General features: G+C 69.6%; 25 protein-coding genes and 1 riboswitch. Of the genes, 14 read left to right on the top strand and 11 right to left on the bottom strand.

Going from position 1 to position 23,778, the window contains the following annotated elements; genetic code table 11:
* Window positions 1–48: 48 nt before the first annotated feature.
* Window positions 49–166, bottom strand: a riboswitch (cobalamin riboswitch).
* A 42-nt stretch (window positions 167–208) separates the two neighbouring features.
* The 10 genes from ACZ6SD_RS21340 (at window position 209) to ACZ6SD_RS21295 (ending at window position 8,390) form a co-directional block, all read left to right on the top strand.
* The gene (locus ACZ6SD_RS21340; RefSeq protein ID WP_465318710.1) at window positions 209–1,399 is read left to right on the top strand and encodes a precorrin-3B synthase; all 1,191 of its coding nucleotides are present in this window, start codon (window positions 209–211) and stop codon (window positions 1,397–1,399) included.
* Complete coding sequence (locus tag ACZ6SD_RS21335) at window positions 1,396–2,016, top strand: precorrin-8X methylmutase (protein ID WP_465318709.1); 621 nt, start codon at window positions 1,396–1,398, stop codon at window positions 2,014–2,016. Before ACZ6SD_RS21340 ends, ACZ6SD_RS21335 begins: the two co-directional genes overlap by 4 nt.
* Complete coding sequence (cobJ, locus tag ACZ6SD_RS21330) at window positions 2,013–3,518, top strand: precorrin-3B C(17)-methyltransferase (RefSeq protein ID WP_465318708.1); 1,506 nt, start codon at window positions 2,013–2,015, stop codon at window positions 3,516–3,518. The genes ACZ6SD_RS21335 and cobJ overlap by 4 nt, the downstream gene beginning before the upstream one ends.
* Window positions 3,519–3,533: 15 nt before the next feature.
* Window positions 3,534–4,025: a DUF2165 domain-containing protein gene (locus ACZ6SD_RS21325; protein ID WP_465318707.1), complete on the top strand. Its 492-nt coding sequence runs from the start codon at window positions 3,534–3,536 to the stop codon at window positions 4,023–4,025.
* Between the two features lie 14 nt (window positions 4,026–4,039).
* Window positions 4,040–4,543, top strand: a complete 504-nt coding sequence (locus ACZ6SD_RS21320; RefSeq protein ID WP_465318706.1) for a YbaB/EbfC family nucleoid-associated protein — start codon at window positions 4,040–4,042, stop codon at window positions 4,541–4,543.
* Window positions 4,544–4,557: 14 nt separating this feature from the next.
* Window positions 4,558–4,869, top strand: a complete 312-nt coding sequence (locus tag ACZ6SD_RS21315) for a type VII secretion target (RefSeq protein ID WP_465318705.1) — start codon at window positions 4,558–4,560, stop codon at window positions 4,867–4,869.
* Window positions 4,866–6,155 carry a CdiA C-terminal domain-containing protein gene (locus tag ACZ6SD_RS21310; RefSeq protein WP_465318704.1) on the top strand — a complete coding sequence of 430 codons (1,290 nt, stop codon included), beginning with the start codon at window positions 4,866–4,868 and terminating at the stop codon, window positions 6,153–6,155. The genes ACZ6SD_RS21315 and ACZ6SD_RS21310 overlap by 4 nt, the downstream gene beginning before the upstream one ends.
* A 23-nt stretch (window positions 6,156–6,178) precedes the next feature.
* Window positions 6,179–6,661 (top strand): SitI3 family protein, encoded by a 483-nt coding sequence (locus tag ACZ6SD_RS21305; protein ID WP_465318703.1) that lies wholly within the window; start codon window positions 6,179–6,181, stop codon window positions 6,659–6,661.
* Between the two features lie 13 nt (window positions 6,662–6,674).
* The gene (locus ACZ6SD_RS21300; protein WP_465318702.1) at window positions 6,675–7,244 is read left to right on the top strand and encodes a dihydrofolate reductase family protein; all 570 of its coding nucleotides are present in this window, start codon (window positions 6,675–6,677) and stop codon (window positions 7,242–7,244) included.
* A gap of 105 nt (window positions 7,245–7,349) precedes the next feature.
* On the top strand, window positions 7,350–8,390 hold the full coding sequence (locus tag ACZ6SD_RS21295; protein WP_465318701.1) for a ubiquitin family protein: 1,041 nt from the start codon (window positions 7,350–7,352) through the stop codon (window positions 8,388–8,390).
* A gap of 7 nt (window positions 8,391–8,397) precedes the next feature.
* Here ACZ6SD_RS21295 and ACZ6SD_RS21290 read toward each other — a convergent pair whose 3' ends face one another.
* The 5 genes from ACZ6SD_RS21290 to ACZ6SD_RS21270 form a co-directional block, all read right to left on the bottom strand.
* Window positions 8,398–8,757, bottom strand: coding sequence for a hypothetical protein (locus ACZ6SD_RS21290; protein ID WP_465318700.1), 360 nt, complete (start codon window positions 8,755–8,757; stop codon window positions 8,398–8,400).
* A complete protein-coding gene (locus ACZ6SD_RS21285; RefSeq protein WP_465318699.1) occupies window positions 8,754–9,773 on the bottom strand; it encodes a hypothetical protein in 1,020 nt (339 codons plus the stop codon). Before ACZ6SD_RS21285 ends, ACZ6SD_RS21290 begins: the two co-directional genes overlap by 4 nt.
* Before the next feature lie 20 nt (window positions 9,774–9,793).
* Window positions 9,794–10,192: a hypothetical protein gene (locus ACZ6SD_RS21280; RefSeq protein WP_465318698.1), complete on the bottom strand. Its 399-nt coding sequence runs from the start codon at window positions 10,190–10,192 to the stop codon at window positions 9,794–9,796.
* 135 nt (window positions 10,193–10,327) lie between these two features.
* Window positions 10,328–10,591, bottom strand: a complete 264-nt coding sequence (locus tag ACZ6SD_RS21275; protein WP_465318697.1) for a DUF4334 domain-containing protein — start codon at window positions 10,589–10,591, stop codon at window positions 10,328–10,330.
* Window positions 10,564–10,725, bottom strand: coding sequence for a GXWXG domain-containing protein (locus ACZ6SD_RS21270; protein ID WP_465318752.1), 162 nt, complete (start codon window positions 10,723–10,725; stop codon window positions 10,564–10,566). Before ACZ6SD_RS21270 ends, ACZ6SD_RS21275 begins: the two co-directional genes overlap by 28 nt.
* A gap of 235 nt (window positions 10,726–10,960) precedes the next feature.
* Between ACZ6SD_RS21270 and ACZ6SD_RS21265 the strand changes: the two genes are divergently transcribed.
* The 3 genes from ACZ6SD_RS21265 (at window position 10,961) to ACZ6SD_RS21255 (ending at window position 14,967) form a co-directional block, all read left to right on the top strand.
* Window positions 10,961–11,176, top strand: a complete 216-nt coding sequence (locus ACZ6SD_RS21265) for a hypothetical protein (protein WP_465318696.1) — start codon at window positions 10,961–10,963, stop codon at window positions 11,174–11,176.
* Window positions 11,173–11,505, top strand: coding sequence for a GIY-YIG nuclease family protein (locus ACZ6SD_RS21260; protein WP_465318695.1), 333 nt, complete (start codon window positions 11,173–11,175; stop codon window positions 11,503–11,505). Before ACZ6SD_RS21265 ends, ACZ6SD_RS21260 begins: the two co-directional genes overlap by 4 nt.
* Window positions 11,506–11,592: 87 nt before the next feature.
* Complete coding sequence (locus ACZ6SD_RS21255) at window positions 11,593–14,967, top strand: TM0106 family RecB-like putative nuclease (protein WP_465318694.1); 3,375 nt, start codon at window positions 11,593–11,595, stop codon at window positions 14,965–14,967.
* A 223-nt stretch (window positions 14,968–15,190) separates the two neighbouring features.
* Here ACZ6SD_RS21255 and ACZ6SD_RS21250 read toward each other — a convergent pair whose 3' ends face one another.
* The 4 genes from ACZ6SD_RS21250 to ACZ6SD_RS21235 form a co-directional block, all read right to left on the bottom strand.
* Window positions 15,191–15,595 (bottom strand): hypothetical protein, encoded by a 405-nt coding sequence (locus ACZ6SD_RS21250; RefSeq protein WP_465318693.1) that lies wholly within the window; start codon window positions 15,593–15,595, stop codon window positions 15,191–15,193.
* A 442-nt stretch (window positions 15,596–16,037) separates the two neighbouring features.
* A complete protein-coding gene (locus ACZ6SD_RS21245) occupies window positions 16,038–16,577 on the bottom strand; it encodes a hypothetical protein (RefSeq protein WP_465318692.1) in 540 nt (179 codons plus the stop codon).
* A 209-nt stretch (window positions 16,578–16,786) separates the two neighbouring features.
* Entirely contained in the window at window positions 16,787–17,443 is a 657-nt protein-coding gene (locus ACZ6SD_RS21240; protein ID WP_465318691.1) for a HEAT repeat domain-containing protein, read from the bottom strand.
* A gap of 217 nt (window positions 17,444–17,660) precedes the next feature.
* Window positions 17,661–19,154 (bottom strand): hypothetical protein, encoded by a 1,494-nt coding sequence (locus ACZ6SD_RS21235; RefSeq protein WP_465318690.1) that lies wholly within the window; start codon window positions 19,152–19,154, stop codon window positions 17,661–17,663.
* A gap of 195 nt (window positions 19,155–19,349) precedes the next feature.
* Between ACZ6SD_RS21235 and ACZ6SD_RS21230 the strand changes: the two genes are divergently transcribed.
* Window positions 19,350–21,020 carry a hypothetical protein gene (locus tag ACZ6SD_RS21230; RefSeq protein WP_465318689.1) on the top strand — a complete coding sequence of 557 codons (1,671 nt, stop codon included), beginning with the start codon at window positions 19,350–19,352 and terminating at the stop codon, window positions 21,018–21,020.
* Between the two features lie 4 nt (window positions 21,021–21,024).
* On the opposite strand, the gene ctaD is transcribed toward ACZ6SD_RS21230, so the two are convergent.
* Both ctaD and ACZ6SD_RS21220 read right to left on the bottom strand, forming a co-directional pair.
* Window positions 21,025–22,791, bottom strand: coding sequence for an aa3-type cytochrome oxidase subunit I (gene ctaD / locus ACZ6SD_RS21225; RefSeq protein WP_465318688.1), 1,767 nt, complete (start codon window positions 22,789–22,791; stop codon window positions 21,025–21,027).
* Between the two features lie 80 nt (window positions 22,792–22,871).
* Window positions 22,872–23,765 carry an aminoglycoside phosphotransferase family protein gene (locus ACZ6SD_RS21220; RefSeq protein WP_465318687.1) on the bottom strand — a complete coding sequence of 298 codons (894 nt, stop codon included), beginning with the start codon at window positions 23,763–23,765 and terminating at the stop codon, window positions 22,872–22,874.
* Window positions 23,766–23,778: the final 13 nt, after the last annotated feature.

The following is a 23,778-nucleotide window of genomic DNA, read 5'->3' as shown; positions in this document are numbered from 1 at the left end:
AGGCCCTTCCTGGGGTCCTCGCCCCGGGTCGTGGGTCGCGACGGCCGGAGTGTCCTGGCTTCCGGATCGCCGCTCCCCCTGGCCTTCCGGCTCGCGCCGTGGCCGATCTCAGGGTTCGCTCCCCGGTGACAGTGGCGGGACCGCGCCGGATTCGCACCGGCTTCCTCCACATGCCATCGCTGTGTCGGGCTCACCCTATATTCGAGCGGTGCCTTCCCCCCAGCGCCGAACGGGCGCCGACGCCTGCCCGGGCGCGCTCGACGTGCACCGGGCCGCCGACGGCGGGCTGGCGCGCGTCCGGGTTCCCGGTGGTGTGCTGCGGGCCGAGCAGTTGGCCGCCGTCGCGGAATCGGCCGCCGACCTGGGCGACGGCACGCTGGAGCTGACCTCTCGGGCCAACCTGCAAGTGCGCGGCCTGGCGCTGGGAGCGGAGGTCGACCTGGCCGCGCGGCTGGCGAAGGTCGGGCTGCTGCCGTCGCTGACGCACGAGAAAGTGCGCAACATCATGGCTTCCCCGCTGGGACCGGCGGGGCCCGCAGCGGCGCTGGACGAGGCGCTGTGCGCGGCACCGGAGCTGGCGGGGCTGCCCGGCCGGTTCCTGTTCGCCCTCGATGACGGTCGCGGGGATGTGGCCTGGCTGGGCGCGGACGTTGCGGCGCTGCCGACCGGCGACCGGGTGGCGCTGCTGTTGGGGGGCCGGGATTTCGGCGTGCGGGTGGCGCCGGGCGAGGTCGTGCCCGCGATGCTGGCGGCCGCGGCGGCGTTTCTGGAACTGCGGGCCGAGCAATGGCGGATCGCCGAACTCGGGCCGGATGTGGCGAAGATCGCCGCTTCGCTCGGCGCGAGTGACGAGCGGGTGGCCATCGGGTCGCCGCCCTCGGTCGGTCCGATCGGGCCGGTCGAGTTCGCCGACGGCACACCGGGTCTGGGCGCGGTCGCGCCGCTAGGGCGGCTCACCGCCAAGCAGGCGTCCGCGCTCGGCGACGTGGTGCTCACGCCGTGGCGCGGGCTGGTGGCGCGCGGGCGCGCCCCGCTGCCCGCCGGGCTGCTGACCGACCCGGCGGCTCCGGGCATCGGCGTGACCGCCTGCGCCGGGCGGCCGGGGTGCGCCAAGGCGCTGGCCGACGTGCGCTCGGCAGCGCTGGGAATGCCCGCGATGCGCCCGGCCCCGATGGGATCAACCGCGATGCGATCGACGGCAGCGGGATCGGGCGCGGTGCGATCGGGCGGGCCGGGGCGGCCCGTGCACTGGTCGGGGTGCGCCCGGCGGTGCGGGCGGCCCGCGGGAGATGTGCTCGACGTGGTGGCCACCGAGGACGGCTACCTCGTCGGGGGCCGGGCGGTGCCCGGCGACCAGGCGGCCATGGTGGCCGCGGGCAGAAGGCAGGAGCAACAGTGATCGACTACATCCGGGACGGCGCGGAGATTTACCGCCGCTCGTTCGCCACGATCCGCGCGGAGGCCGATCTGTCGGGGCTGCCTGCGGACGTGGCGCGCGTGGTGGTCCGCATGATCCACGCCTGCGGGATGGTCGACCTGGTGCGCGATGTCGCCTACTCCCCCGATGTCGTCGCCGCCGCGCGCGCCGCGCTGCTCGCGGGCGCCCCGGTGCTGTGCGACGCGCACATGGTCGCCTCCGGGATCACCCGCAGGCGGCTCCCCGCCGATAACGAGGTGATCTGCACGCTGTCCGACCCGCGCGTCCCGGCCCTGGCCGAGGAACTGGGCGACACCCGCAGCGCCGCGGCCCTGGAACTGTGGCGCGACCGCATCGATGGCGCGGTCGTCGCCATCGGCAACGCGCCGACCGCCCTGTTCCGGCTGCTGAACATGATCGACGCGGGCGCCGCCAAGCCCGCCGCGGTGCTGGGCCTGCCGGTCGGGTTCATCGGCGCGGCCGAGTCCAAGGACGCGCTCGCCGCGTTCGGAATCCCGCACCTGGTCGTGCGCGGCAGGCGCGGCGGCAGCGCCATGGCCGTCGCCGCGGTCAACGCGATCGCGAGCGAGGAAGAATGACCGGCACCCTCTACGGCGTCGGCCTCGGCCCCGGCGACCCGGACCTGGTGACCGTCAAGGCCGCCCGGCTGATCTCCGCCGCCGACGTGATCGCCTACCACAGCGCCCGGCACGGCCGGTCCATCGCGCGCGGGGTCGCCGCGCCGTACCTGCGCGAGGGGCAGATCGAAGAACAGTTGATCTACCCGCTGACGGTCGAGACGACCGACCACCCGGGGGGCTACGCGGGCGCGATCGCCGAGTTCTACGAGCACAGCGCCGCGCGGCTGGCCGCGCACCTCGACGCCGGTCGGGATGTGGTGGTCCTCGCCGAGGGCGACCCGCTGTTCTACGGGTCCTACATGCACATGCACAAGCGGCTGTGCGACCGGTACCGCACCGAGGTCGTCCCGGGCGTGACTTCGGTCAGCGCCGCGGCGGCGGTGCTGGGCAGGCCGCTGGTCGAGGGCGAGGAAGTGCTGACCGTGCTGCCCGGAACGCTGCCCGCCGAGGACCTGGCACGGCACTTGGCGAGCACGGACTCGGCGGCGGTGCTGAAGCTGGGCCGGACGTTCGGCAAGGTCCGGGACGCGTTCGCGGCGGCGGGCAAGCTGGACCGCGCGCTGTATGTCGAGCGGGCGACCTGGGACCAGGGCCGCAGCCTGCCGCTGTCCGAAGTGGACCCGTCGACGGTGCCGTACTTCTCGTTGGCACTGCTGCCAAGTCCCGTCAACGATGGGGTGTCGTCCACAGTGGAGCGCAAGGCTGCCGAGGGCGGTGAAGGCGAGGTCGTGGTCGTCGGCACCGGACCGGCCGGGCGGCCGTGGTTGACCCCGGAGGCGCAGGAAGCCCTCGCGGTCGCCGACGATCTGGTGGGCTACAAGACTTATCTCGACCGGGTGCCGCCGAATCCGCGCCAGCGCAGGCACGCCTCGGACAACCAGGTGGAGGCGGAGCGCGCCGCGTTCGCCCTGGACCTGGCCAAGCGCGGGCGGCGGGTCGCGGTGGTCTCCTCCGGCGACCCGGGCGTGTTCGCGATGGCCGCGGCGGTGCTGGAGGTGGCGACCGATCCGCAGTGGAAGGACGTGCCCGTCCGGGTGCTGCCCGGCCTGACCGCGGCCCAGGCCGTCGCCAGCCGGGTCGGCGCGCCGCTGGGGCACGACTTCTGCGTGATCTCGCTGTCAGACCGGCTCAAGCCGTGGGAGGTCATCACCGCCCGGCTCGACGCGGTGGCCGCGGCCGATCTGGTGATCGCCATCTACAACCCGGCGTCGAAGACCCGCACCTGGCAGCTCGGCGAGGCCCGTGATCTGCTGCTGCGCCACCGTTCCCCGGACACCCCCGTGGTGATCGGCCGCGACGTCGGCGGCCCGACCGAGAGCGTGCGCGTGCTGCGACTCGCCGACCTCGATCCGTCTACTGTGGACATGCGGTGCCTGGTGCTGGTCGGCTCGTCGCAGACCAGGACGGTGGAGCGGGGGGACGGCAGCCAGGTCGTGTTCACCCCGAGGCACTACCCGTAGCGGTACGGTGGCCGCATGCGCGTGATCTCCCGGCTGGGCGGCCTGCGGACGGCTGTCACGCTGATGACCTTGTTGACGGCGGCCTATCTAGTGCTGGTCGCCGTCAACAACATCACCGACTACCCGACCAACGAGGCGTTCGTCGTCCACGTGCTGGCGATGGACACCACCTTCGGATCGCCGAACACGATGTGGCGGGCCATCACCGCGCCGTGGGCGGCCACCGCCGTGTACCTCGGGATCATCGTGTGGGAGGCGCTCACCGCGCTCGTGCTGGCGACCGCGACAGTCCAGTTCTTCCGCGGCCAGGACACCGTGGCACGGCAGTGGGCGACGACCGGCTGGGTCATGATGCTGACCCTGTTCGGCCTGGGCTTCATCGTCATCGGCGGCGAGTGGTTCCTGATGTGGCAGTCACAGCAGTGGAACGGGCTGCAGGCCGCGCTGCAGAACGTCATCATCGCGTCGGTGGGCCTGGTTCTCGCCCACCTGCCGCGCCGGGGATGAGTAGGGTCGCCGCCATGAGTTTCCCCAGCAATCTGTTCGGCGGCGACCCCGAGCAGGTCGACCGAGGACTGGACGAGTGGGTGGCCGGGTTCGAGCGGAACGCCGAGCGGTACCAGGAGCTTCAGCGCCGGGCCGACGACGTCCGGCTCACCGCGACCAGCCCGAGCGGCGTGGTCACGGTGACCGTGGACGCGACCGGCGCGCTCACCGACGCGACGTTCACCGACCGGGTCGCGTTCACCCCGCCCGACGAGCTGAGCAGGCAGCTCATGGCGGCCCTGACCAAGGCGAAGGGGCAGATCGCCGCCCGGATGCGCGAGGTCGCCGACGAGGCCCTCGGCCCCGAGCGCCGCGACAGCGCCGACCGCATCGCCGGTTACTACATCGAACGTTTTCCGGAGATCGGGGAACCGGAACAGGGCGCGCGGCAGTCTGAGGCTCGCCGGTCGGAACCCCACGACGACACCGACGACACCGACGACATCGACGGGGGGTCGATCTTCGACCGGGACAGCTGAGGTCAGGGGGTGGCATGGCCGGGTTCGAGGTAGCGGGAAGCGACCTGCGCGCGCACGCGGGCAAGGTCGACGGGCACGCGTCGAAAGTGGGCCAGGCCGTCGCGGCCGCGGACCACGCGATGTCCGACGACACCTACGGCCTCATCTGCCAGTTCCTCCCGCCGCTGTTCAACGACATCGAGCAGGCGGGCCGGGACGCGCTGACCGCGAGCCAGGACAGCCTGACGAAGATCGCCGAGAACCTGCGGTCGACCGCCGACAGCTACGAGAACCAGGACCAGTCGGCCGGGCAGGCGTTCCGGGGCATCGAGGACGGTCTGCGATGACCGACAACCCACTGATCGCGCCGGTCGAGGACTCCACCGAGTGGTACACCGGCATCGGCATCGCCGAGTCGGTCGCCGACCTGGTGCAGGGCATCGAAAGCGGAAACTGGGTCGACATCGGCCTCGGCGCGCTCACCACCGGGCTGGAGGCGCTCAGCATCGCAATGGACCCGATCGGGTCGGTGGCGTCGAACCTGGTGTCGTTCATCATCGAGCACGTCGGGCCGCTCCAGGACGTTTTGGACGAGTTGGCGGGCGACGCGGACGCGGTGGCGGCCCAGTCCCAGACGTGGAAGAACATCGCGGGCGCCGTCGCACAGGAGCAAGCCGCCTACGGCGACGAGGCCACCGCCGACACCGCGGGTTGGACGGGCAAGGCAGGTGACGCCTACCGGGCCCGCGCCGCCGACACCGCCGCTTTGATGGGCGCAGCCGCCGAGGCCGCCAGTGGGCTCGGCAGCGCCATCGAGATGGCGGGCGTCGTGGTCGGCGTCGTCCGCGAGACGGTGCGCGACCTGATCGCGGACCTGGTGGGCCGTCTGGTCGTGTGGGCGGCCGAGGCGCTGACGATCGTCGGCGCGCCCGCGGCCGCCGCCCAGGCCGCGACCGCGGCGGCGAAGTGGGCGGCGCGGATCGCGCAGGTCGTCAAGCAGCTTGTGCGGACGATGCAGAACCTCATGCCGCTGCTGCGCAGGCTCGGCGACCTGTTACGCACCATCCGCAAGAAGCTGGACGACTTCCGCGGCCGCGACAAGGACGGCGACGGCAAGCCCGACGACCAGCCCGACGATAATGGCGGCGACGAGCCGCCGGACGATCCGGACGACCCGCCCAGCTCCACCGGCGACGGCGACCACACCCAGCCCTCCGGCGATCCCGATCCCAACGCCGAGCCGGACGGCAGGCGGACCCCCATCCCGGACGGGGAGAGCCCGGAGAACAAGCTCGCGCTGCAACGGGAGAACGAGTCCGCCACGACGCTGTCCCGGGCCGGCTACCGCGTCGAGCAGAACCCCACAGTCCCCGGCGACAAGAACCCGGACTACCGCATCGAGGGGCAAGTCTTCGACAACTATGCCCCGACCAGCGGGAACCCGCGCAACATCGCCACCAACATCGAGAAGAAGGTCACCTCGGGGCAAACCGACCGGGTGGTGCTCAACCTCTCCGACAGCTCGGTCGACCTCGACGCCATGCGCGCGCAGCTGCGCGACTGGCCCATCGAGGGCCTCAAAGAGGTCATCGTCATCGACCGCGGCGGAAACGTCGTTAACCTGTACCCGTAGAACCCCCGAACGAGGACAACCCCATGGCCATCGCCTACAGCCTTGAGATGGCGACCCCGGCGCCCGCCGACCAGGTCGCCCAGGCGCTGTACTCCGCCGCGCGAGAGCTCGGGCTGCTCGACGCGTCGAGCACCGAGGACGCCCTGCTGGACGGCACGGTGATCGCCTCGGGTCTGTGGGTCCGGGTGATGGCGAGCAACCCCCGCCCGTGGGACCCGGTGATCACCGACTTGGGCTTCACCCCCACGGTGTGGGCCAGTTTCCGGCTGGACAAGATGACCGGCATGGACCACCAGCAGGACGACATGGTCCGCTTGGTCTCCGGCCTGCTCGCCCGCGTGCCCGGCGACGCGGTCCTGCACTTCCAGAACGAGGTCATCTGGCTGCTGCGCCGCGACGGCAAGCTCAGCGTCAACGAGCGGGACGACCTCTGGCCCGCGCGCCGCCTGGTGGGCCTGTCCCAGCACACCTTCGTCCGGGAGACGCACGCCTTCTCCGACGAGTGAGACGAGGACCGCGATGGGGAAGATCGTCCTGGCGATGTCGGTGTCCGCCGACGGCTTCTTCGAGGGACCGAACCGGGAAATCGACTGGCACCTGGTCGATGACGAACTGCACCGGCATTTCAACGATTACCTCAAGACCGCGAACGCGTTTCTCGACGGCCGCGTCACCTATGAGCTGATGGCCGATTTCTGGCCCACGGCCGACGCCGACCCCGCCTGCGGCGAGGTCGAGGCCGAGTTCGCCGAGATCTGGCGGGAAATGCCCAAAATCGTCTTCTCTAGGACCCTTCGGCAAGCGGAGTGGAACACGACCGTCAAACACGAGGTGGTCGCCGAGGAGATCCGGGCGCTGCGGGCCCAATCGGGCGGCGACCTCGCGCTGGGCGGCGCCAATCTCGCCGCCACGTTCCGCGACCTCGATTTGATCGATGAGTACCGGCTTTATGTCCACCCGGTCCTCCTTGGCCGCGGCCGCCGTCTTTTCACCGAGACGGACGCCATGACCAACCTCGACCTGGTTGAGACGCGAGCCTTTGGCAGCGGAGTCGTCCTGCTGCGCTATCAACGCTCCGGCTCCCGGTAAAGCCACACCGGACAGCCACCTGGGACGGTCCGATTTCACCTGCCGGTAACGCCTCCGCCGATTCGCCGATGCACTGGGGTATCCGTCGAGCGTCTGGAGTGCGACATGGTGGAGAACCCGTCGGCCGATCTGGTCATGCTGGAGGCCGAGGTGACCGTCGCGGTCACCCGCGAGGAACACCACCAGTCCACCTTGGCCCGCTACCCCGTCGCCCCGGGAGCGCAGCGGCCGGTGGTCGTGGAGCTGGGCTGGTGCACCGTGGGCTCGGGCAAGCACCGCGGCAAGCCCGCCATCGAGGTGCGCCTCGACGGCCACCGCGTCGGCGAGCTGACCCACCTGATGTCGCAGCGCTACGGCGCCCTCGTCGCCCAGGTCACGGACGCGGGCGGCAGGCCGGGCTGCGCGGCGACCATCCAGTCCGGGCCCAAGGGCATCGAACTCACCCTCCGCCTGCCCCGCGACGCCGACCAGACCATCGTCGTGCCGCCCCCGGCCAGTCCCGGGACCGCCGTGCCGCCCGCCGCCACCCGCGTCATCGCCACGCCACCACCGACGCCGCAGGCCCAGCCCGCCGGGGCATCCGTGCCGCCGTATGCCGCGACGCCCCTGCCCGCCGTTCCGGAGCAGCGCCGTCGCCGCTCGTCGCGTCCCGCCTGGATCGCCGCCGCGGTGATCGCCGTGGCGCTGATCGCCGCCATCGCCAACGGCGACGACTCCCCCGCTCCCACCGCGGGCGAGATCCGCGCCACCACGACCACCGCCGCCCAGCCGACCACGACCACCCGGGCCACCACGACCCAGGCCACGACAACTCAGGCTCCCACGACCACCACCCCGGCTCCGACGACGACCGAGACGGTGGCCCCCGAGCCCGCGGTCCCGCTGACCACCGCGCCGAAGACGACCACCCGCAAGCCCGCCACCACCACGAAGCCCGCCACCCAGGCCCCACCGCCGCCCGCGGCCGAGCCCGCGCCGCAGTCCAAGTGCGACCCCAACTACAGCGGCTGCGTCCCCGTCGCCAGCGACGTCGACTGCGCGGGCGGCACCGGCAACGGCCCGGCCTACGTGGCAGGCCCTGTCCGTGTCATCGGCAGCGACGTCTACGGCCTCGACCACGACAAGGACGGCACCGGCTGCGAGTAGCGGCAGGTCAGAGGTCGGGGCTGGGCGCGAACGGGTCGAACGACTCGTCCTCGGCGACGGCGGTGGCGATCGCCTCCCGGTTCTCCTCCGCCATCCGTTCGAGGTGGCCGCGCAGCAGGTTCGCGTTGGGCGACTCGCCCGAGAAGATCGCCCGCCAGGAGTCCTGGCCGGTCTCCACCCGCCGCGCGAGTTCGCGCATGTCGTCGCCGAGTTCGCCGCGCCGCGCCGCGTCCTGCAGGGCTTGCAGTTCCTCTCGGGTCGGCTCGTTGGCCCGCTGGAACCGGTAGAGGTCCTCCTGGGCCCGGCCGATCACCGTGTCGAGTTCGGCTATGGCCGCCTGGATGCGGTCCTCGGCGCCGGGCATCATCCGCCCACTCCCGCCGGGGTCGGCGCGGGCGCGGTGGCCGGGGCGGGCGGCAGCGACTCGGCGCTGAACGCGGACGCGCACATCTTGATTGTGTCGACCACGAGCTTGAGCACGTCCCAGAACACCGTGATGACCTTGCGCGCGTTATTGATCATCGTGATGGCCTGCTTGACCGAGTTGATCAGCTTCCACTGCCCGTAGAACGGAATCGCCGCGTTGCTCAGTCCCGCGGAGACGACGTCGATCACGGTCTTGATGATGTCGACCACGACCTGGGCCATCTTGACGGCCTGGTCGACCATGGATTTCAGGTGCGCGGACATCTGCCGCATCTTGGCGGCCTGATCGACCAGGCAGGTGCTCCACTTGCCCATCTGCGCCGCGGACGCCGAGGCCGCCGGGCCCATCCAGGTCCCGGCGATCGCCGCGCCGCCCTTTTTGAGGTTCGCCTCGACGGCCTCGACGCAGGCGGCGACGCACTCCCACGCGATCGCCTGCATGGAGGCCTTGTTGACGTCACCCGCGATCCACTTGGTGACGTACTCGCGCGGGTCCGGGCCGCCGACCCAGATGACCAGCTCGCACACCTTGTCGAGAATCCACCCGAACGACACCTCGGGCAGCGTGATGTTGGCCGTGCTCGGCGCGGTCAGCTTCGTCTGCGCGGTGACGCCGTCCTCGAAGCCGTTGGCCACGCCGTCGTCGGAGGCGTGCAGCGCGCCGGAGCCGCCGAGCTCGACGAACCGGTCACGGCCCTGCTTGTCGGCCTCCTGGTAGGCGTCCGCGCTCGCGCTGAGCGCGCGCTGTTCCAGGCCCATGCCGGAGCTGTCGCGTTCGAGGATGCCGTGCATCTTGGGCAGCAGCGCGGCGTAGTCGCCGGTGATCAGCTCCAGGATCGCGCCGAAATCGGCGTCGGCGATATTGGAGCTGGCGTACCCGTGCGCCGCGCCGAGGTCGGCTGACCCGCGCCCGGTTTGCGCGGCCCATCCCCGCAGGTCACTCAGCTCTACCGTCACATCTGTCATCGCGCCGCCAATCAGTGCGTCTTCCAGAACAGAACCATGTACACCGCCTGAACGGCGATCACCACGGCGATGACGGCCCACTGCCTGCCGAACGACCAGTGCCGGATCACCGCGACCGCGACCAGCCCGACACCGACCACACCGGACACGATCCCCGCCGCGGCCCACGCCGCGTCACCGGACGTCGCCGCCATCACCGCGACGATCACCGAGAACACCACGGCGCCGGTTTTCAGCGCGTCCCGCAGGAACCCTTCGGCCAGCGCCACCAGCGCCCGCGGGGCGAACCCGGCCATCGCCTTGCGACGGTCGCCGGGAGTCTCCGCCCGGTCCACCGCGTCGGCCTGCCGATAAGCCTCGCGAAACAGCGGCCCGTCTTCCTCGGTCGGCTCGGAACCTCGTCCCGCCATGGACGCCTTCCTCTCCTCGACCCGCCGCCGCAGCACCCCTCCGACGTGCGAGGCCCCGCCGCGGTTCCACCGCGCCCCAGGATGCCCGAGCCCCCACCCCACCCGCGGCGAGGGGTCCACCGCCACGTGATCGACTCAGGCCCGGTCAAGGATGAAGTACAAGTGGTGCCCGTTGTCGAACACGAAATCCGTGTCCTTGCCGTTCATGACACCGAGCACTGTGTCCGGTCCCGCGGCTTTGAAATGGTCCAGCAGCGGCATCCGGTAGTACACCATCGCGGTCACCTCACCCCGGTACGCGGCCATCCACAGACTGGCCTCCCCACCGTCCGCGGGCTCCGACCGCAGCGACCCGTCCGCGGCGCGGCAGATCAGCGGTTTCGCGTCCACAGCGGACACAAAGTGTTCCCGAACCAGGAAATCTCCCGCAAATACTCCAGCCGCTTGTGCCCCGTCTCCACCGGCGTGCCGCGCCAGAGCCCAAGGTTCTCCTCCACCCGAACAACCGGGAGCCGCGGCCAGAGCGCGGCCACCTCCCGGGGATCGACCCGCCCCACGGTATTCCGCAGCTTCTCGAAGTCAGCGCGCGCTGTCGTTTGTCACTATCATGCTGTTAGATGGTGACTCCAGCGATAGCCACAGCGCAAAATTCCCAGGTTGGCACGCCCGATAGTGTGGAAAACACCTGTCTCGTTCGGCGATCACCCGCCGCCGCCCATGACACTTTCAGGTTGCGGCCAAGCCACTCCCAGCGGGCACACTGTGCCAATGAACGGCACCACTCCCGACGCGCGCGCCATCATCACACGATTACAGCGACCCGAGCGCCTCTGGACGCGCGACGATGTCCATGTCCGCCCGTCGCCGGTGCCCGCCGTGCCCGGCGTCTACGGCTGGCATTTCACCGTGGCCCCGCACGAGTCCCTGGACGGGGGCGCCTGCTGTATGTGGGCGTCGCTCCGCGGCAAATACGCGTCCGGGTGAGACAGCATTTCCGGGGCAACGCGTCGGGTTCGACCCTGCGCCTGACTTTGGGCTGCCTGCTGGGCTTGGAACTACGCCGAGTCGGCGACGGCAGACGGATGACTTTCGGCGATGACGACGAGGAAGAGCTGTCCAAGTGGATGGGCGCACACGCCCGGGTGTGCTGGCAGCCCTGCCCCGACCCGCACGCGGTCGAGGCCGCGGCGATCGCCGCGACTGACCTGCCGCTGAACCTCGACCAGAACCGCCATCACCCCTACTACACCGTGCTGTCCCAGCTTCGCCGCGACGCCTGCGCGAAAGCCCGCGCCCTGCCCATTGTGGATTAGGGCGCAGCGCGAGGGCGCATAAAGGCCTCGGGGTTCTCGGCGTGTCGGGGCGTGGGCCGCCGATCACCCCTGCCAGACTGCTGGGCGATGTTCACCCCGACCGATCTCGCCGATCTGCTGGAATGTGAGCACCGCAGCGTCCTGAATCAGGCGTTCGCCGCCGGATTGCCCGGGGCGCCTCAGCCGGAGCGGGGTGGCGACCGGCTCGCGGTGAAGCACGGCCAGGCGCACGAGCGGGCGACCCTGTCCCGGCTGCGCGAGGAGCGGCACGCGGTCATCGAGATCGATCTCGGCGCGGACGCCGTCGCGGCGACCAAGGAGGCGCTGGGCTCCGGCGCCCCGGTGATCTACCAGGCCGCCTTTGACGACGGCGAGTTCCGCGGCCGGGCCGACTTCCTGCTGCGCGACGCCGAGGGGCGCTACGAGGTCTACGACACCAAACTCGCCCGGCACGCCCGCCCGGCCGCGGTGCTCCAGGTCGCCGCGTACGCCGACGCGCTGCGGCGTGCGGGGTGGCCAGCGGGGCCGAACATGCACCTGCTGCTCGGCGACGGCAGCACCCGGACGCTGCGGGTGGCGGAGTTTTTGCCGCTGCTGCACCGGTTGCGCGCGCGACTCCTGCGACGGGAACCGAGGCTTCCCGACCGGCTGTGGGCCGACCCGCGGCCAGCGTGCGCGAGTTGCGGGTTCGCCGCGCAGTGCGCGTCCGGGCGGGAAACCGACCGGGACCTGTCCCTGGTCGCGGGTATGCGCGCGAGCCAGCGGCGCAAACTGGTCGATGCGGGGCTGGGGACCATCGACGCGCTGGCCGCGGCGGGCCCCGACGATCGGCCCAGGGACATGACCGCGGGGTCGTTCGCGGCGCTGCGGGCGCAGGCCGCGATCCAGGTGCGGCAGGACCGCACCGGCGAGGTCGCGTACGAGATCATCGATCCGACCGCGCTGGCGGAACTGCCGCAGCCGAGCCCGGGTGACGTTTTCTTCGACATGGAAGGCGATCCGTACGCGCTCGACGGCGCCGGGATCGAGTACCTGTTCGGCGCGGTCACCGCTGACGACGGGCCGCGGTTCACCCCGTTCTGGGCGCATTCGCGGGCCCAGGAGAAACTCGCGTTCGAGCGGTTTGTCGACTTCGCGACCGCCCGGCTCGCCGCACACCCCGGCGCGCGCGTCTACCACTACGCGCCGTACGAGGTGACCGCGCTCAAGCGGCTGGCCGCCGTGCACGGCACCCGCGAGGAAGCCGTCGACAGCCTGCTGCGCGACGGCGCCTTGGTCGACCTCTATGCCGTGGTGCGCAAAGCATTGCGAGTTTCGCAGCGGTCGTACTCCATCAAGGACCTCGAACCCCTCTACATGCCCTCGGCCCGCGCGGGCGAGGTCAAGAACGCCGTGTCCAGCATCGAGGCGTACGAGGATTACCTGACCCTGACCCAACTCGGCGACACCGAGAAGGCCGCGGCCGTGCTGCGCGAGGTCGCCGACTACAACGAGTACGACTGCGTTTCCACGCTCCGCCTGTTCGAGTACCTGCACAAGATCCGCGCGGAGGCGGGCATCGAGCCTGCCGAGCCCGCCGCCGAGTCCGATGTGGACGTCCTGTTAAGACAGACCGAAGAGGACCTGGCCGCCGAGCGCAGAGCAGAACGAGCCGCCCGCATGGCCGCGCTGGTCGACCCGCTGCTGGACGGGCTTCCCGACAACCCGGCCGATTTCGGCCCGGACGAGCGGGCCCGCGCGCTGCTCGCGGCCGCGGTCGGCTATCACCGGCGGGAGACAAACCCCGCGTGGTGGGACTTCTTCCGCCAGCTCACCGCGCCGCTGACCGAGCTGGAAGCCGACTCCGCTTGCGTGGTGCCGATTTCGGTGCGCGCCGAACCTTGGGTCGCCCCCACGGGCCGCGCACGCACCGCCAAGCGAACGCTGCGCATCGCCTGCGCCGCCGACCAACCGCATCTGTTCTCCCCCCGCGACCAGGTGCGGCTCCGCTACGCGAACGCCTATTACAACGCCGTAGTCACCTCCGCGTCGACCGACCACCTCACCGTCGAGGAAAGCCGCAAGCCTGACGAGACCGCCGACGACCAACCGCTGGCGGTCCTCCCCGGCGAGCCGGTGCGGCCGACCCCCAAGGACGAGGCCATCGCCGACCTCGCCCAGTCCGTTGTGGACGGACTGCCCGCTCTCCCCGAGCACCCGGGAATCGACCTGCTCCGCGGCTCACCACCGCGACTCCGCGGCGGCGGCCCCCTGCCCGCGCCAACCGACGACCTGGTGCGCACCGTGATCGAGGCAGTCGACGCGCTCGACGGCTCGACGTTGGCCGTGCAAGGCCCACCCGGCGCGGGCAAGACTTACCTGGCCGGAAAGCTGATCGCCCACCTGGTGCGGGCGGGTAAAACCGTCGCCGTCACCTCCACCAGCCACAAGGCCGTGGAGAACGTCCTGACCGCCGCCTTGTCGTCGGCGCCGGACCTCCCCTGCGCCAAGCAGGCCAAGGTCCCCGACCCCGACAGCGCCTGGGACCAGCCCAAGTCCTACCCCCAGTTGGCCAAGTGGCGGACCGAACACGACACCGGCCACCTAGTCGGCGGCACAGCGTGGACGTTCGCCAACAAGTCGGTACGCACCCACCCGTTCGACGTCCTCGTCATCGATGAGGCAGGCCAGTTCGCCCTAGCCGACGCCCTAGCGGTGTCCACCGCCGCCAAGAACCTCGTCCTCCTCGGCGACCCCCAACAACTCCCGCAGGTCGTGCAAGGCACCCACCCACCCGGCAGCGACTCGTCCGCACTCGGCCACCTGGTCGGCGACGCCGACGTCATCCCCGCGGACCTGGGCTACTTCCTCGACCAAACCCGAAGAATGCACCCGGCCGTCTGCGCCCCCGTGTCCCAACTGTCCTACGCGGGCCTGCTGCACGCCCATCCCAGCACCGCCGATCGCGCCATCGAAGGCATCCCTTCCGGCCTCTACCTGGCTGAGGTAGACCACCACGCCAACACCACCCGCTCGGTGGAAGAAGCCGCCGCCGTTGCCGAGATCGTCAAGGCTCTCCACGGCCGCACATGGACCGACCAAGGAACGTCCCGCCCCCTAGGCGACGAAGACATCCTCGTCGTGGCCCCGTACAACCTCCAGACCCGCACGGTGGCAAGAGAACTGGACCGCGCGGGCCACCCCGGCATCCGAGTCGGCACCGTGGACCGCTTCCAAGGCCAAGAAGCCCCCGTGGTGATCACGACCATGACATCGTCGTCAGCGGTGGACCTCCCCCGAGGCTTGGACTTCCTCCTGTCCCGCAACCGCCTCAACGTAGCCCTCTCCCGCGCCCAGGCCGCCGCCATCCTGGTCTGCTCCCCCCGCCTGGTCGAAGCCGACATCCGCACCGTCGACCAGATGCGCCTGGTCTCGGGAATGATCGGCCTGATGAACGCCGCCCACCCCGTCGACTTCACCTGACCCGTCGACCAAGCCGCCACGGCCGCTACGAAACGCACGCCATGGTCGGTCACCAAACCGAGTGCGAGCGGGCGCTCAGCGAGACAAGCACGCACTTCAACCGGACAGACGACACCGACGTCCCCTCGACAGATTCGCTAGTCGTGACAACCCAGACTGTTCCACAGTTCGATAGGTCGATTACGCGCCCTTCACCGGTGCTACTCAAGGGCGCGTAATCTAATCAGCTGCGATTGAACCGTTTTTTGAGCTGGCGCCATGTATCGCGCAACTCTGAGATGACGGTCGACGGCGCCCCCCAAGGATCGCTAAAACCCTGCTCCTCGATCAGTTCGGTGATTTCGCCAGGCGACAGCCATCGCAGCCGCAGGACAGGACCGAACCAATCGACCTCCCCCGCGAGCAGAGCCGGGTATGCGTCGCTACCCTCAGGATCGTCCATTTCGAGGTCTTCCCAGGGCTCCTTCGCGTCACCTGTCCGCCGGGACAGGGTCATGGTGACCGCCAGCTCTGATCCCACCTGGGTGACCTTGACCCAGAGGTAACCCACCGACCGTTCACCGTCGAATGCCTCAGCGACAGTCTGGTCGAAACTGGCCAGGGCGGGCAACGGGCCTTCGTTCATCATCACCACCAACGTCTATGCCGAACATGAAAATTCGTGGTCATCTTGCCCTTGCTCCCCGCACTAGACTCGAAGCTCGACTGCCACTTACCGCACTCCTTGATGTGCTTGCCAGTCTTACGGGCGGGCGGTACTGACGCAAACTATTTTGGAGAGCCATCGAAGCCCGACCTTTCCGGCCTTCTTCGCCGCGCCGCAGCCAACCCAGACCCTGCCAGCGACCCGTGATGTCAAGCGACCAATGGAACCGACGCCACAACAAATGCGACGCCGGTTCCATTGCCCCGCATCAAGACACTGCGACCAGCGAATCATTGATCATAGACCGTTAACCCTTCGGGGAAATATGAAACTTCACAAGTTGCCCATGAGAGAAGGGGGAACCCCCTTGAGCGAACTCAGGGTGTTTCGCCGCTTTGGCACCACCAAATGTGACGCGATTCGGTTACCATTTAATCCTGGCGCATACGAGACGAACTAGGTGTGCGAGCGGAAGTGTATCAATCTCCGTACACCGCAACACCTTGGTGAACTCTTTCGGATACCTTGCGACCGCTTGACGCACCATCTCCCGCAACTCTTCGGAGTCGCCGTCACCGGATAATAGACTCGGGGTCTCGCCGGTGAACTCAACCCGGAGCCGGGCACCCGCGCTATCGAAGACGGCCACCAGCTCGTCCGCTGTCTCCGGGCTTTCCGCTATTCCCACGAGGTATTTCTGGTCACGCATAACGTAGGGGAAGAGGTCGAAGTCGAAAGCCAAGGCCGGCCAATTCACGGTCACCGCATCCCTGCCAGGTGCGGCGTTTCCCCGTTGCCACCGCGATACCAGATAGTACACCCCTATCCCAGCAAGGGCGTAGCCGCCGTAGATCGCGAGGCCGACTGGTTTGGGAGGTTGTGTGACGCTCAGGACGAAGCCCAGCGCGAGCGTGCCCAGGGAAAGAACCCAGTCCACTGTCCTCGGCTTCCGCCACCTGGCCATGCGTTCCTCCACAGGAGCCAACCGCCATCCAGCGGCGCGATCTGGCCTCTTCCGCGTCATCTGTCCGCCGGTGAAGGTCCCTACCGCGTGACCTTCACCCGGAGATCGCCCATCGACCGCATATCGGCATCGGGACTGGTGTTGTTACCGGCACCAGTCGGGCCTAACCGCACTTACGCCAAGCAAATCGTAATCACATCAGGAAACTTCTAACCCCCGATGTCACCCGGCCATATTTGCGAAAGCGGCGGGATCTCATCCCGGAGAGCCGATTCAAAAACTGCGATCCGATCGGACCTGGGATTCGTCCGACGCAGTTCCTCATCTACAGGCGAGAAATCTCCCATGCTTCCGAGCGCCCAAGCAGCCCGACTTACTACATCCAGTTTCGCATCCTTCAGGCAACGAACCAGCGCCTCGCGCAAATCTGCAGCCTGCGCCGAAACCACCCTGGTATCCCGCACCAAGCGCCGCGCCGACTCCGCCGCGATACCGCGAACCCGCCAGTGTCGATCATCCAAAGCACGCACTAACCATGGCAGAGCAGCTAGGTCCGCAGTGTCTCCCAATGCGAATACCCCTGAATACCGCAAACCAGCACGTCGACTTCCCAGAGCGATGGAATAGTGCCGCACAGGCTTGGCCTGACGAAGGCGCACGACACCATGGATTATGGTGAACGGAAGTCGAAACAATTGTCGAACTAAAAACTTTTCACGCCACCGAGCAATCAGCGAGTCCCCGGATACACGATACTTGTCGAACAGATACCGTGGACTTCGGTCCGGATCGCGTTCCGCCAGTATCCGACTGTAGACGGAGGAGGCCGTCGCGGACCTCTCGAAATATTGATCGAAAGCCGTCATCAACTTCGAGTCAATATCCGGTTCAGCACAACTGATGAGATATCGAACAGAGTGCGCCCTAGTCGGCGAGTCAACATCCAAGACGTCGACCAAAGCGCTATCGGCAGCGGATACGGGCACAGCCACCTCTCGTTCCGAATATATCAACACTCATGGCCAGTAAAATCCACCACTGGGAACCAAGAGCGGGGAAACCGGAGCCTTCGCTTTCGCAGAATCAGGGGAGCGGCACGATGTCGAGGTAGCCGGGACCACCAAACCCAGACCACACCGGCACACCAGCAGGGGTGACGATGCTCTGCCACTGTGCCGGGACGGGGGCGACCGGTTCCCATCCGGCGTACAGCAGTCGCAGCACCGCGCCGCGCTTGCCGGGCTGGGCCAGGGCTTTCTCGATCACGGGGGTCATTCGGCCGCGGTCGGACAAGGGGTCGACCACTGTGCAGCGGCGGTCGCAGTAGTAGGCGAGGGCGCCGACTTCGCCGTGGCTGGTTTGCAATACCGCGCCAGTGGGGACGCGTTCGGCCAGTTCGGCGTATTGGACGGGGGTCGCGTAGTTGTTGTGGAACGGGTTGGCGGCCGTGGCGAAGTCGTGGTCGCTGAGGTAGGACACGCACAGCACGGTGAGGGCGGCGAGGGGCGCGACGGCGAGCCAGCCGGTTTCTCGGCTCCGGGCGATCATGGCGGCGGCGCCCATCGCCAGTAGGAATACCGCGCCAGCGGTCACGGGGGCGTAGTACCAGACGAACGGGGGCACAACCATCGCCGACATGAGGAGCATGTGGACCACGGCGCCGCCGCCGATGAGGATGGTCACCGGGTGGCGGGGGGCGCGGACGAGCCAGCCGACGAGGGCGGTCGCGCCGAGGACGACCAGGGCGACGGACAGCGCGGTCGCGGTGGGCCAGTGGTTGAGGAACAGCGGCACCGCGTCGCCGTAGTAGCTGCCGCCCAGGCCCTGCTTCTGCGCGGTCTTCCACACCAGGGTGTCCGGAATGGGGGTCGCGAACATCAGGATGGAGGCGATCGCCCAGGGGGCCGCCACCGCGGCGGCGACGGCGGGGGGCACCAGCAGCGCCCGCGCCAGCGGGATCTGCTTCCGGCTGGCCACCAGCAGGGCGATGGCGGCGGCGACGGCGAACACCGCCGCGTCCGGTCGGGCCAGGACCACCAGCCCGCAGAACACGCCCACCCACACCGGCCGCAGGCACACCACCGCGCGCAGCAGCTCGGCGAGCAGGGCGATGAGCAGGAACGACTCCAGCCCCAGCGTGGACACCATGACCGGGGACACGGCCAGCAGCACCGCGGCGATGGGCCCGGCCAGCCAGGACCACCCGCAGCGGCGCGCGGTCGCGGTCAGCGACGCGGCGGTGGCCGCGAGGCAGCCCGCGGTCACCAGGCCGAGAGCGATCACCGGCGCGCGCGTGATGGCCGTCACCGCGCTGAGGACCAGCACGAACAGCGGCGAGGTCGCGGTGTTCGACGGCACACCTGGCGTGATGGCCCACTCGCCGTGGAAGGCGAGGTTCCGCGCGTAGGACAGGGTGATGTAGGCGTCGTCGGCCATCCCCAGGTAGGCGAGGGCGAACATGGCCAGGCCCAGCGCGCCGCCGATCCCGGCGGCCCACAGGGCGGGGCGAGCGGCGAACCGAGAGACCTTGGCGGGGGCCTCGTGCACTGTGGGCTGCTCGGTGGTGAGGGATGCCATGTCGGAGAAGAGTAGAGCCACCCCTCGAACCCGCGACGCACGACCGGGGCGGTGGGGAACGACCGGCGACCGCGCGGTCCGCCGGCTATGTTCTTCCTCCCAGTCTTGTCACAACCGCGGCGGTGGCGTCGATTCCCTGTCCGTGAGAGGCGTGTCCGCCTGCTCTCAGACGCCGCGGACGGACCCGGAGGCCCTATGACGACCGATCAGCGCACCGCCGGGAGCACGGTGTGGCGGGAGCGAGCGGTGCTGGGGTCGCTGTGGGCGGTGGGGTGCGTGCCGGTCCTGTTGGCCGTCGCCGAGGTGCTGCGGTCGCCGCGGTTGAACTTCAACGACTTCTGGCTTGTCCTGGGCATGACCACCCGCCCGGACGGGACCTTCGACATCGCCAAGACCACCACCCTCGTCCAGGGCCAGCCCATGGAGTTGGTCAGCGTCGTCTACTGGCTCGACGCGAAACTCTTCGCGGGCTCCAACCAGGCCCTGGGCCTGTTCACCGTGCTGCTGTCGCTGGCCACTCTCGCCGCGATGGCCGCCATGCTCGGCACCCGCTTCACCGGCCGCACCAGGGTGGCGATCCTCGCCTGTCTGTCCGCTCTGGTGTTCTCCTCCGCCGCGATCACCTACTTCGGCATCGGCATGATGGGCGCCTGGTGGCTGCTCGGCCTCACCCCCGCGGTCGTCGCCATCGCCTTCGCCCATCACGGCAGAACCCTCCCCGCCCTGGCCTTCGGGGCGCTGGCCTGCCTAGGCCACGGAACCGGGCTGCCCGTCTGGGCCGCCCTCGTCCTCGTCGCCTGGCTCCGCCGCGACCCCCGATGGCGTCTGCTCGTCCCCACGGTCGCGGGCGCGGTCACCGTCACGCTCTGGCTGCTCGCCCCCGGCGGCGCGGGTCCCCAGAAACCCGACATCATCGGCGCCGACACCCTGCTCGCCACCACCCTGGCCACCCTCGGCAAGACCTGGTCCAGCGACTCCCTCGACCTCGCCGTCCTCACCGGCGCCCTCACCACCGCCGTCCTGGCCGCCCTCGCCGCCACCCTAATCGGCGAGCGGCTCCGCCCCGCCGAGCCCACCCGCGCCCACGACGCCGGATGGGCGGGTCTCGCCGCCCACACCGCCCTCGCCGCGACCATGATCGGCGTCAGCCGCGGCGGCTACGGCGCTGCCGAAGGGCTCGCCCACCGCTACGCCGCCCTGTCCCTGCTGTTCACCGCCGCCGTCGTCGTCCTCGCCCTCAGCCGCGGCCCCCGGCTCGCCCGCGCCCACGCCATCCCCATCACCCTGGCCGTCGCCCTGGCCAGCTACGGCATCGGCACCGGCAACGCCGCCGAAACCCGGCGCCAGTACCCCCACACCCCCATCCTCGCCGTCGCCATGCGCCTGAACGCCCCCTACATGATCAGCAGGAACTACGGCTACCCCGACCGCCTCGACGTCCTGCGCGCCCTGCGCGTCTACCCCTTCACCGACGACTTCACCCTCGGCTGCGGCGGTCCCGAACTCGGCGACCGCGTCGACCTGGCCGCCGTCCGCGATCTCCCCCCTCCCTCGGCGGGAACCAACACCGTGGGCCACATGGAAACCCCCAACGGCGTCACCGGCGACACCGAGATCGGCGGCTGGGCCATGATCAACGGTGAACAGGCGGAATGCGTCCTCGTCATCGACGCCACCGGCGCTGTCGTCGGCGGCGGCACCACCGGCCTGCCCAGGCGGGACATCATCATCACCGGCACCACCTGGGGCACCGGCCGCGCGGGCTGGCAGGCCGTGGCCAAACCCGGCACCCGCGACGGCACGGTCCTGCTCCGCCACGGCGACACCTTCTACCGCGTCACCTCGGGAACCACACCCGCGCCCTGAATGGTCACTTGGCCCGCGGGTCGCCCTGGCCGTCCTGGTCGTCGGGCTGGGTCTGGGCGGCGAGGACTTCCGAGGGGGCGGCGGCGCGACGGCCGCCGACGACCGCTTCCTCGCGGAACCGGTCGACCATGTGCGGGTAGTGGAGTTCGAAGGCGGGGCGTTCGGAGCGGATCTTGGGCAGTTCGGTGAAGTTGTGCCGCGGCGGCGGGCTGCTGGTCGCCCATTCGAGGGAGTTGCCGTAGCCCCACGGGTCGTCGGCGTCGACCGGCTCGCCGAAGCGGTAGCTGTGCAGGACGTTCCAGATGAACGGCAGCACCGACGCGCCGAGGACGAACGCGCCGATGGTGGAGACGGCGTGCATCAGGGCGAACTGGTCGCCGGGGAGGTAGTCGGCGTAACGGCGGGGCATGCCCGCGCTGCCGAGCCAGTGCTGCACGAGGAAGGTGAGGTGGAATCCGATGAAGGTGGTCCAGAAATGGACTTTGCCCCATCCCTCATCGAGGAAGCGGCCGGTCATCTTGGGGAACCAGAAATAGATTCCGGCGAAGGTGGCGAACACGATCGTGCCGAACAGGACGTAGTGGAAGTGCGCGACGATGAAGTAGGTGTCGTGCACGTGGAAGTCGATCGCGGGCGCGGCCAGCAGCACTCCGGTGAGCCCGCCGAGCAGGAAGGTGACGAGGAACCCGACGGTGAACAGCATGGGGGTCTCGAAGGTGAGCTGCCCGCGCCACATCGTGCCGATCCAGTTGAAGAACTTGATGCCAGTCGGCACGGCGATCATGAAGGACAGGAAGGCGAAGAACGGCAGCAGGACCGCCCCGGTGGCGAACATGTGGTGCGCCCACACCGTCATCGACAGCGCCATGATTCCGATCGTGGCGAAGACCAGCGCCTTGTAGCCGAACAGCGGTTTGCGGCTGAACACCGGGATGATCTCGCTGACGATCCCGAAGTACGGCAGCGCCACGATGTAGACCTCGGGGTGGCCGAAGAACCAGAACATGTGCTGCCACATGATCGCCCCGGCGCCGGACGCGTCGAACACGTGCGCGCCGATCAGCCGGTCGGCGAGCAGGCCGAACAGGGCCGCGGTCAGGATCGGGAAGGCCAGCAGCACCAGGACGCTGGTGAACAGGATGTTCCAGGTGAAGATCGGCATCCGCCACATCGTCATCCCGGGGGCGCGCAGGCACACGATCGTGGTGAGCATGTTGACCGCGCCGAGGATGGTCGCCAGGCCGCCGATGATGAGCCCCACCGCCCACAGGTTTCCGCCCGGTCCGGGCGAGTGGACGCTGGTGGACAGCGGTGTGTAGGCGAACCAGCCGAAATCGGCGGCGCCACCGGGGGTGATGAACCCCGCCATGGTGATGAGCCCGCCGAACAGGTACAGCCAGTAGGACAGCGCGTTGAGTCGGGGGAACGCGACGTCCGGCGACCCGATCTGCAGGGGCAGCACGAAGTTGGCGAACCCGAACACGTTCGGGGTGGCGTAGAGCAGCATCATCACCGTGCCGTGCATGGTGAACAGCTGGTTGTACTGCTCCAGCGAGAGGAACTGGAGTCCGGGCACGCCCAGTTCGGCGCGCATCAGCACCGCCATCAGGCCGCCCGCGAGGAAGAACGCGAACGACGTGGTGAGGTAGAGGATTCCGATTTGCTTGTGGTCGGTCGTGCGGATCAGCGCCAGCAGCGCCGACCCGCGCGGCGCGTGCCGTACTGGGTACGGGCGAGTCGGGACCGGCGTCGCTGACTGGGTGAGCGCCACTGGGACTCCTCGGGCAGACCAAGCGGACAAACCCGGGCTACCCTGCGGGTCCGCGCGCTACCCCTGGTTTCCGCCGGTATTCACGCGACCGGAGTGGTCAGCAGTTGGCGGAGGGCATGTTCGGAGATGCCGACCAGGGGTGACTCGGTGCCGCGATAGACCGCCAGGGCGATCGCCGCGAAGGACAGCGCCCAGCCTCGGCCGCGGGCCCAGGTGGCGTCGTCGACCGCGACGGCCGCGCGGAACACCGCCCGGCTGTCCTCGGTCAGCAGCGTCCAAGCGGCCATCAGGTCGCAGGCCGGGTCGCCCACGGCGAGCAGGCCGAAGTCGACCACGGCGCTCAGCCTGCCCTGGTCGGCCAGCAGGTTGCCCGCGTGCAGGTCGCCGTGCAGCCAGCGGGGCGATCCGGCAAAAGCGTCCGCGGCCAGGGCGGCCTCCCACTCCCGGGTCGCCTCGGCCACGTCGAGGACATCGGCCAAGTCGGCGATCGCCGTCCGGGTGGCCCGGTCGCGCACGGCCAGCGGCACGCCCCGGTCGCCGTTGCCGGGCCCGCTCGCAGGCCCATCCGCCGGGTCGACCGACCACAGGTCCACCAGGAACCGGCCGAGCCGCCGCGCTGTGTCCCGCGGATCGCGCACGTCGCCGTCGACCAGGCTCACCCCGGGCAACCACCGGTAGACCGACCACGGCCACGGGTAGTCGCCGGTCGACTCGCCCATCCCGAGTGGGACGGGCACCGCCAACGAGAGAAACGGGCCCAGCCTCGGCAACCACCGCTGCTCCTTGCCGACCTGCCCGGCCGCCGCCCGTGACCGCGGCAGCCGCACCACCATGTCCGCGCCGAGCCGGAACATCAGGTTGTCCGTCCCGCCGAAAGGCGCGGGCGAAATCGGCAAATCGGCCCACGCCGGAAACCGCGCGGCAAGCAACCCGCGCACCGCCGGGACATCCAGTGGGCGAGCGAACGACGTCACGCCCTGAGCTTGC

The sequence above is a fragment of the Actinokineospora sp. NPDC051303 genome (assembly GCF_055586285.1).
Note: the sequence above shows the minus strand (reverse complement) of the source record. Positions and strands in the feature narration are given on the sequence as shown.

Bases quoted from the DNA above. Each gene is read 5' to 3' on its own strand.
- cobJ (WP_465318708.1), top strand. From the start codon at position 2,013: ATGACCGGCACCCTCTACGGCGTCGGCCTCGGCCCCGGCGACCCGGAC.
- ACZ6SD_RS21325 (WP_465318707.1), top strand. From the start codon at position 3,534: ATGCGCGTGATCTCCCGGCTGGGCGGCCTGCGGACGGCTGTCACGCTG.
- ACZ6SD_RS21320 (WP_465318706.1), top strand. From the start codon at position 4,040: ATGAGTTTCCCCAGCAATCTGTTCGGCGGCGACCCCGAGCAGGTCGAC.
- ACZ6SD_RS21315 (WP_465318705.1), top strand. From the start codon at position 4,558: ATGGCCGGGTTCGAGGTAGCGGGAAGCGACCTGCGCGCGCACGCGGGC.
- ACZ6SD_RS21310 (WP_465318704.1), top strand. From the start codon at position 4,866: ATGACCGACAACCCACTGATCGCGCCGGTCGAGGACTCCACCGAGTGG.
- ACZ6SD_RS21305 (WP_465318703.1), top strand. From the start codon at position 6,179: ATGGCCATCGCCTACAGCCTTGAGATGGCGACCCCGGCGCCCGCCGAC.
- ACZ6SD_RS21300 (WP_465318702.1), top strand. From the start codon at position 6,675: ATGGGGAAGATCGTCCTGGCGATGTCGGTGTCCGCCGACGGCTTCTTC.
- ACZ6SD_RS21295 (WP_465318701.1), top strand. From the start codon at position 7,350: ATGGTGGAGAACCCGTCGGCCGATCTGGTCATGCTGGAGGCCGAGGTG.
- ACZ6SD_RS21290 (WP_465318700.1), bottom strand. From the start codon at position 8,757: ATGATGCCCGGCGCCGAGGACCGCATCCAGGCGGCCATAGCCGAACTC.
- ACZ6SD_RS21280 (WP_465318698.1), bottom strand. From the start codon at position 10,192: ATGGCGGGACGAGGTTCCGAGCCGACCGAGGAAGACGGGCCGCTGTTT.
- ACZ6SD_RS21265 (WP_465318696.1), top strand. From the start codon at position 10,961: ATGAACGGCACCACTCCCGACGCGCGCGCCATCATCACACGATTACAG.
- ACZ6SD_RS21255 (WP_465318694.1), top strand. From the start codon at position 11,593: ATGTTCACCCCGACCGATCTCGCCGATCTGCTGGAATGTGAGCACCGC.
- ACZ6SD_RS21250 (WP_465318693.1), bottom strand. From the start codon at position 15,595: ATGATGAACGAAGGCCCGTTGCCCGCCCTGGCCAGTTTCGACCAGACT.
- ACZ6SD_RS21245 (WP_465318692.1), bottom strand. From the start codon at position 16,577: ATGGCCAGGTGGCGGAAGCCGAGGACAGTGGACTGGGTTCTTTCCCTG.
- ACZ6SD_RS21240 (WP_465318691.1), bottom strand. From the start codon at position 17,443: ATGACGGCTTTCGATCAATATTTCGAGAGGTCCGCGACGGCCTCCTCC.
- ACZ6SD_RS21235 (WP_465318690.1), bottom strand. From the start codon at position 19,154: ATGGCATCCCTCACCACCGAGCAGCCCACAGTGCACGAGGCCCCCGCC.
- ACZ6SD_RS21230 (WP_465318689.1), top strand. From the start codon at position 19,350: ATGACGACCGATCAGCGCACCGCCGGGAGCACGGTGTGGCGGGAGCGA.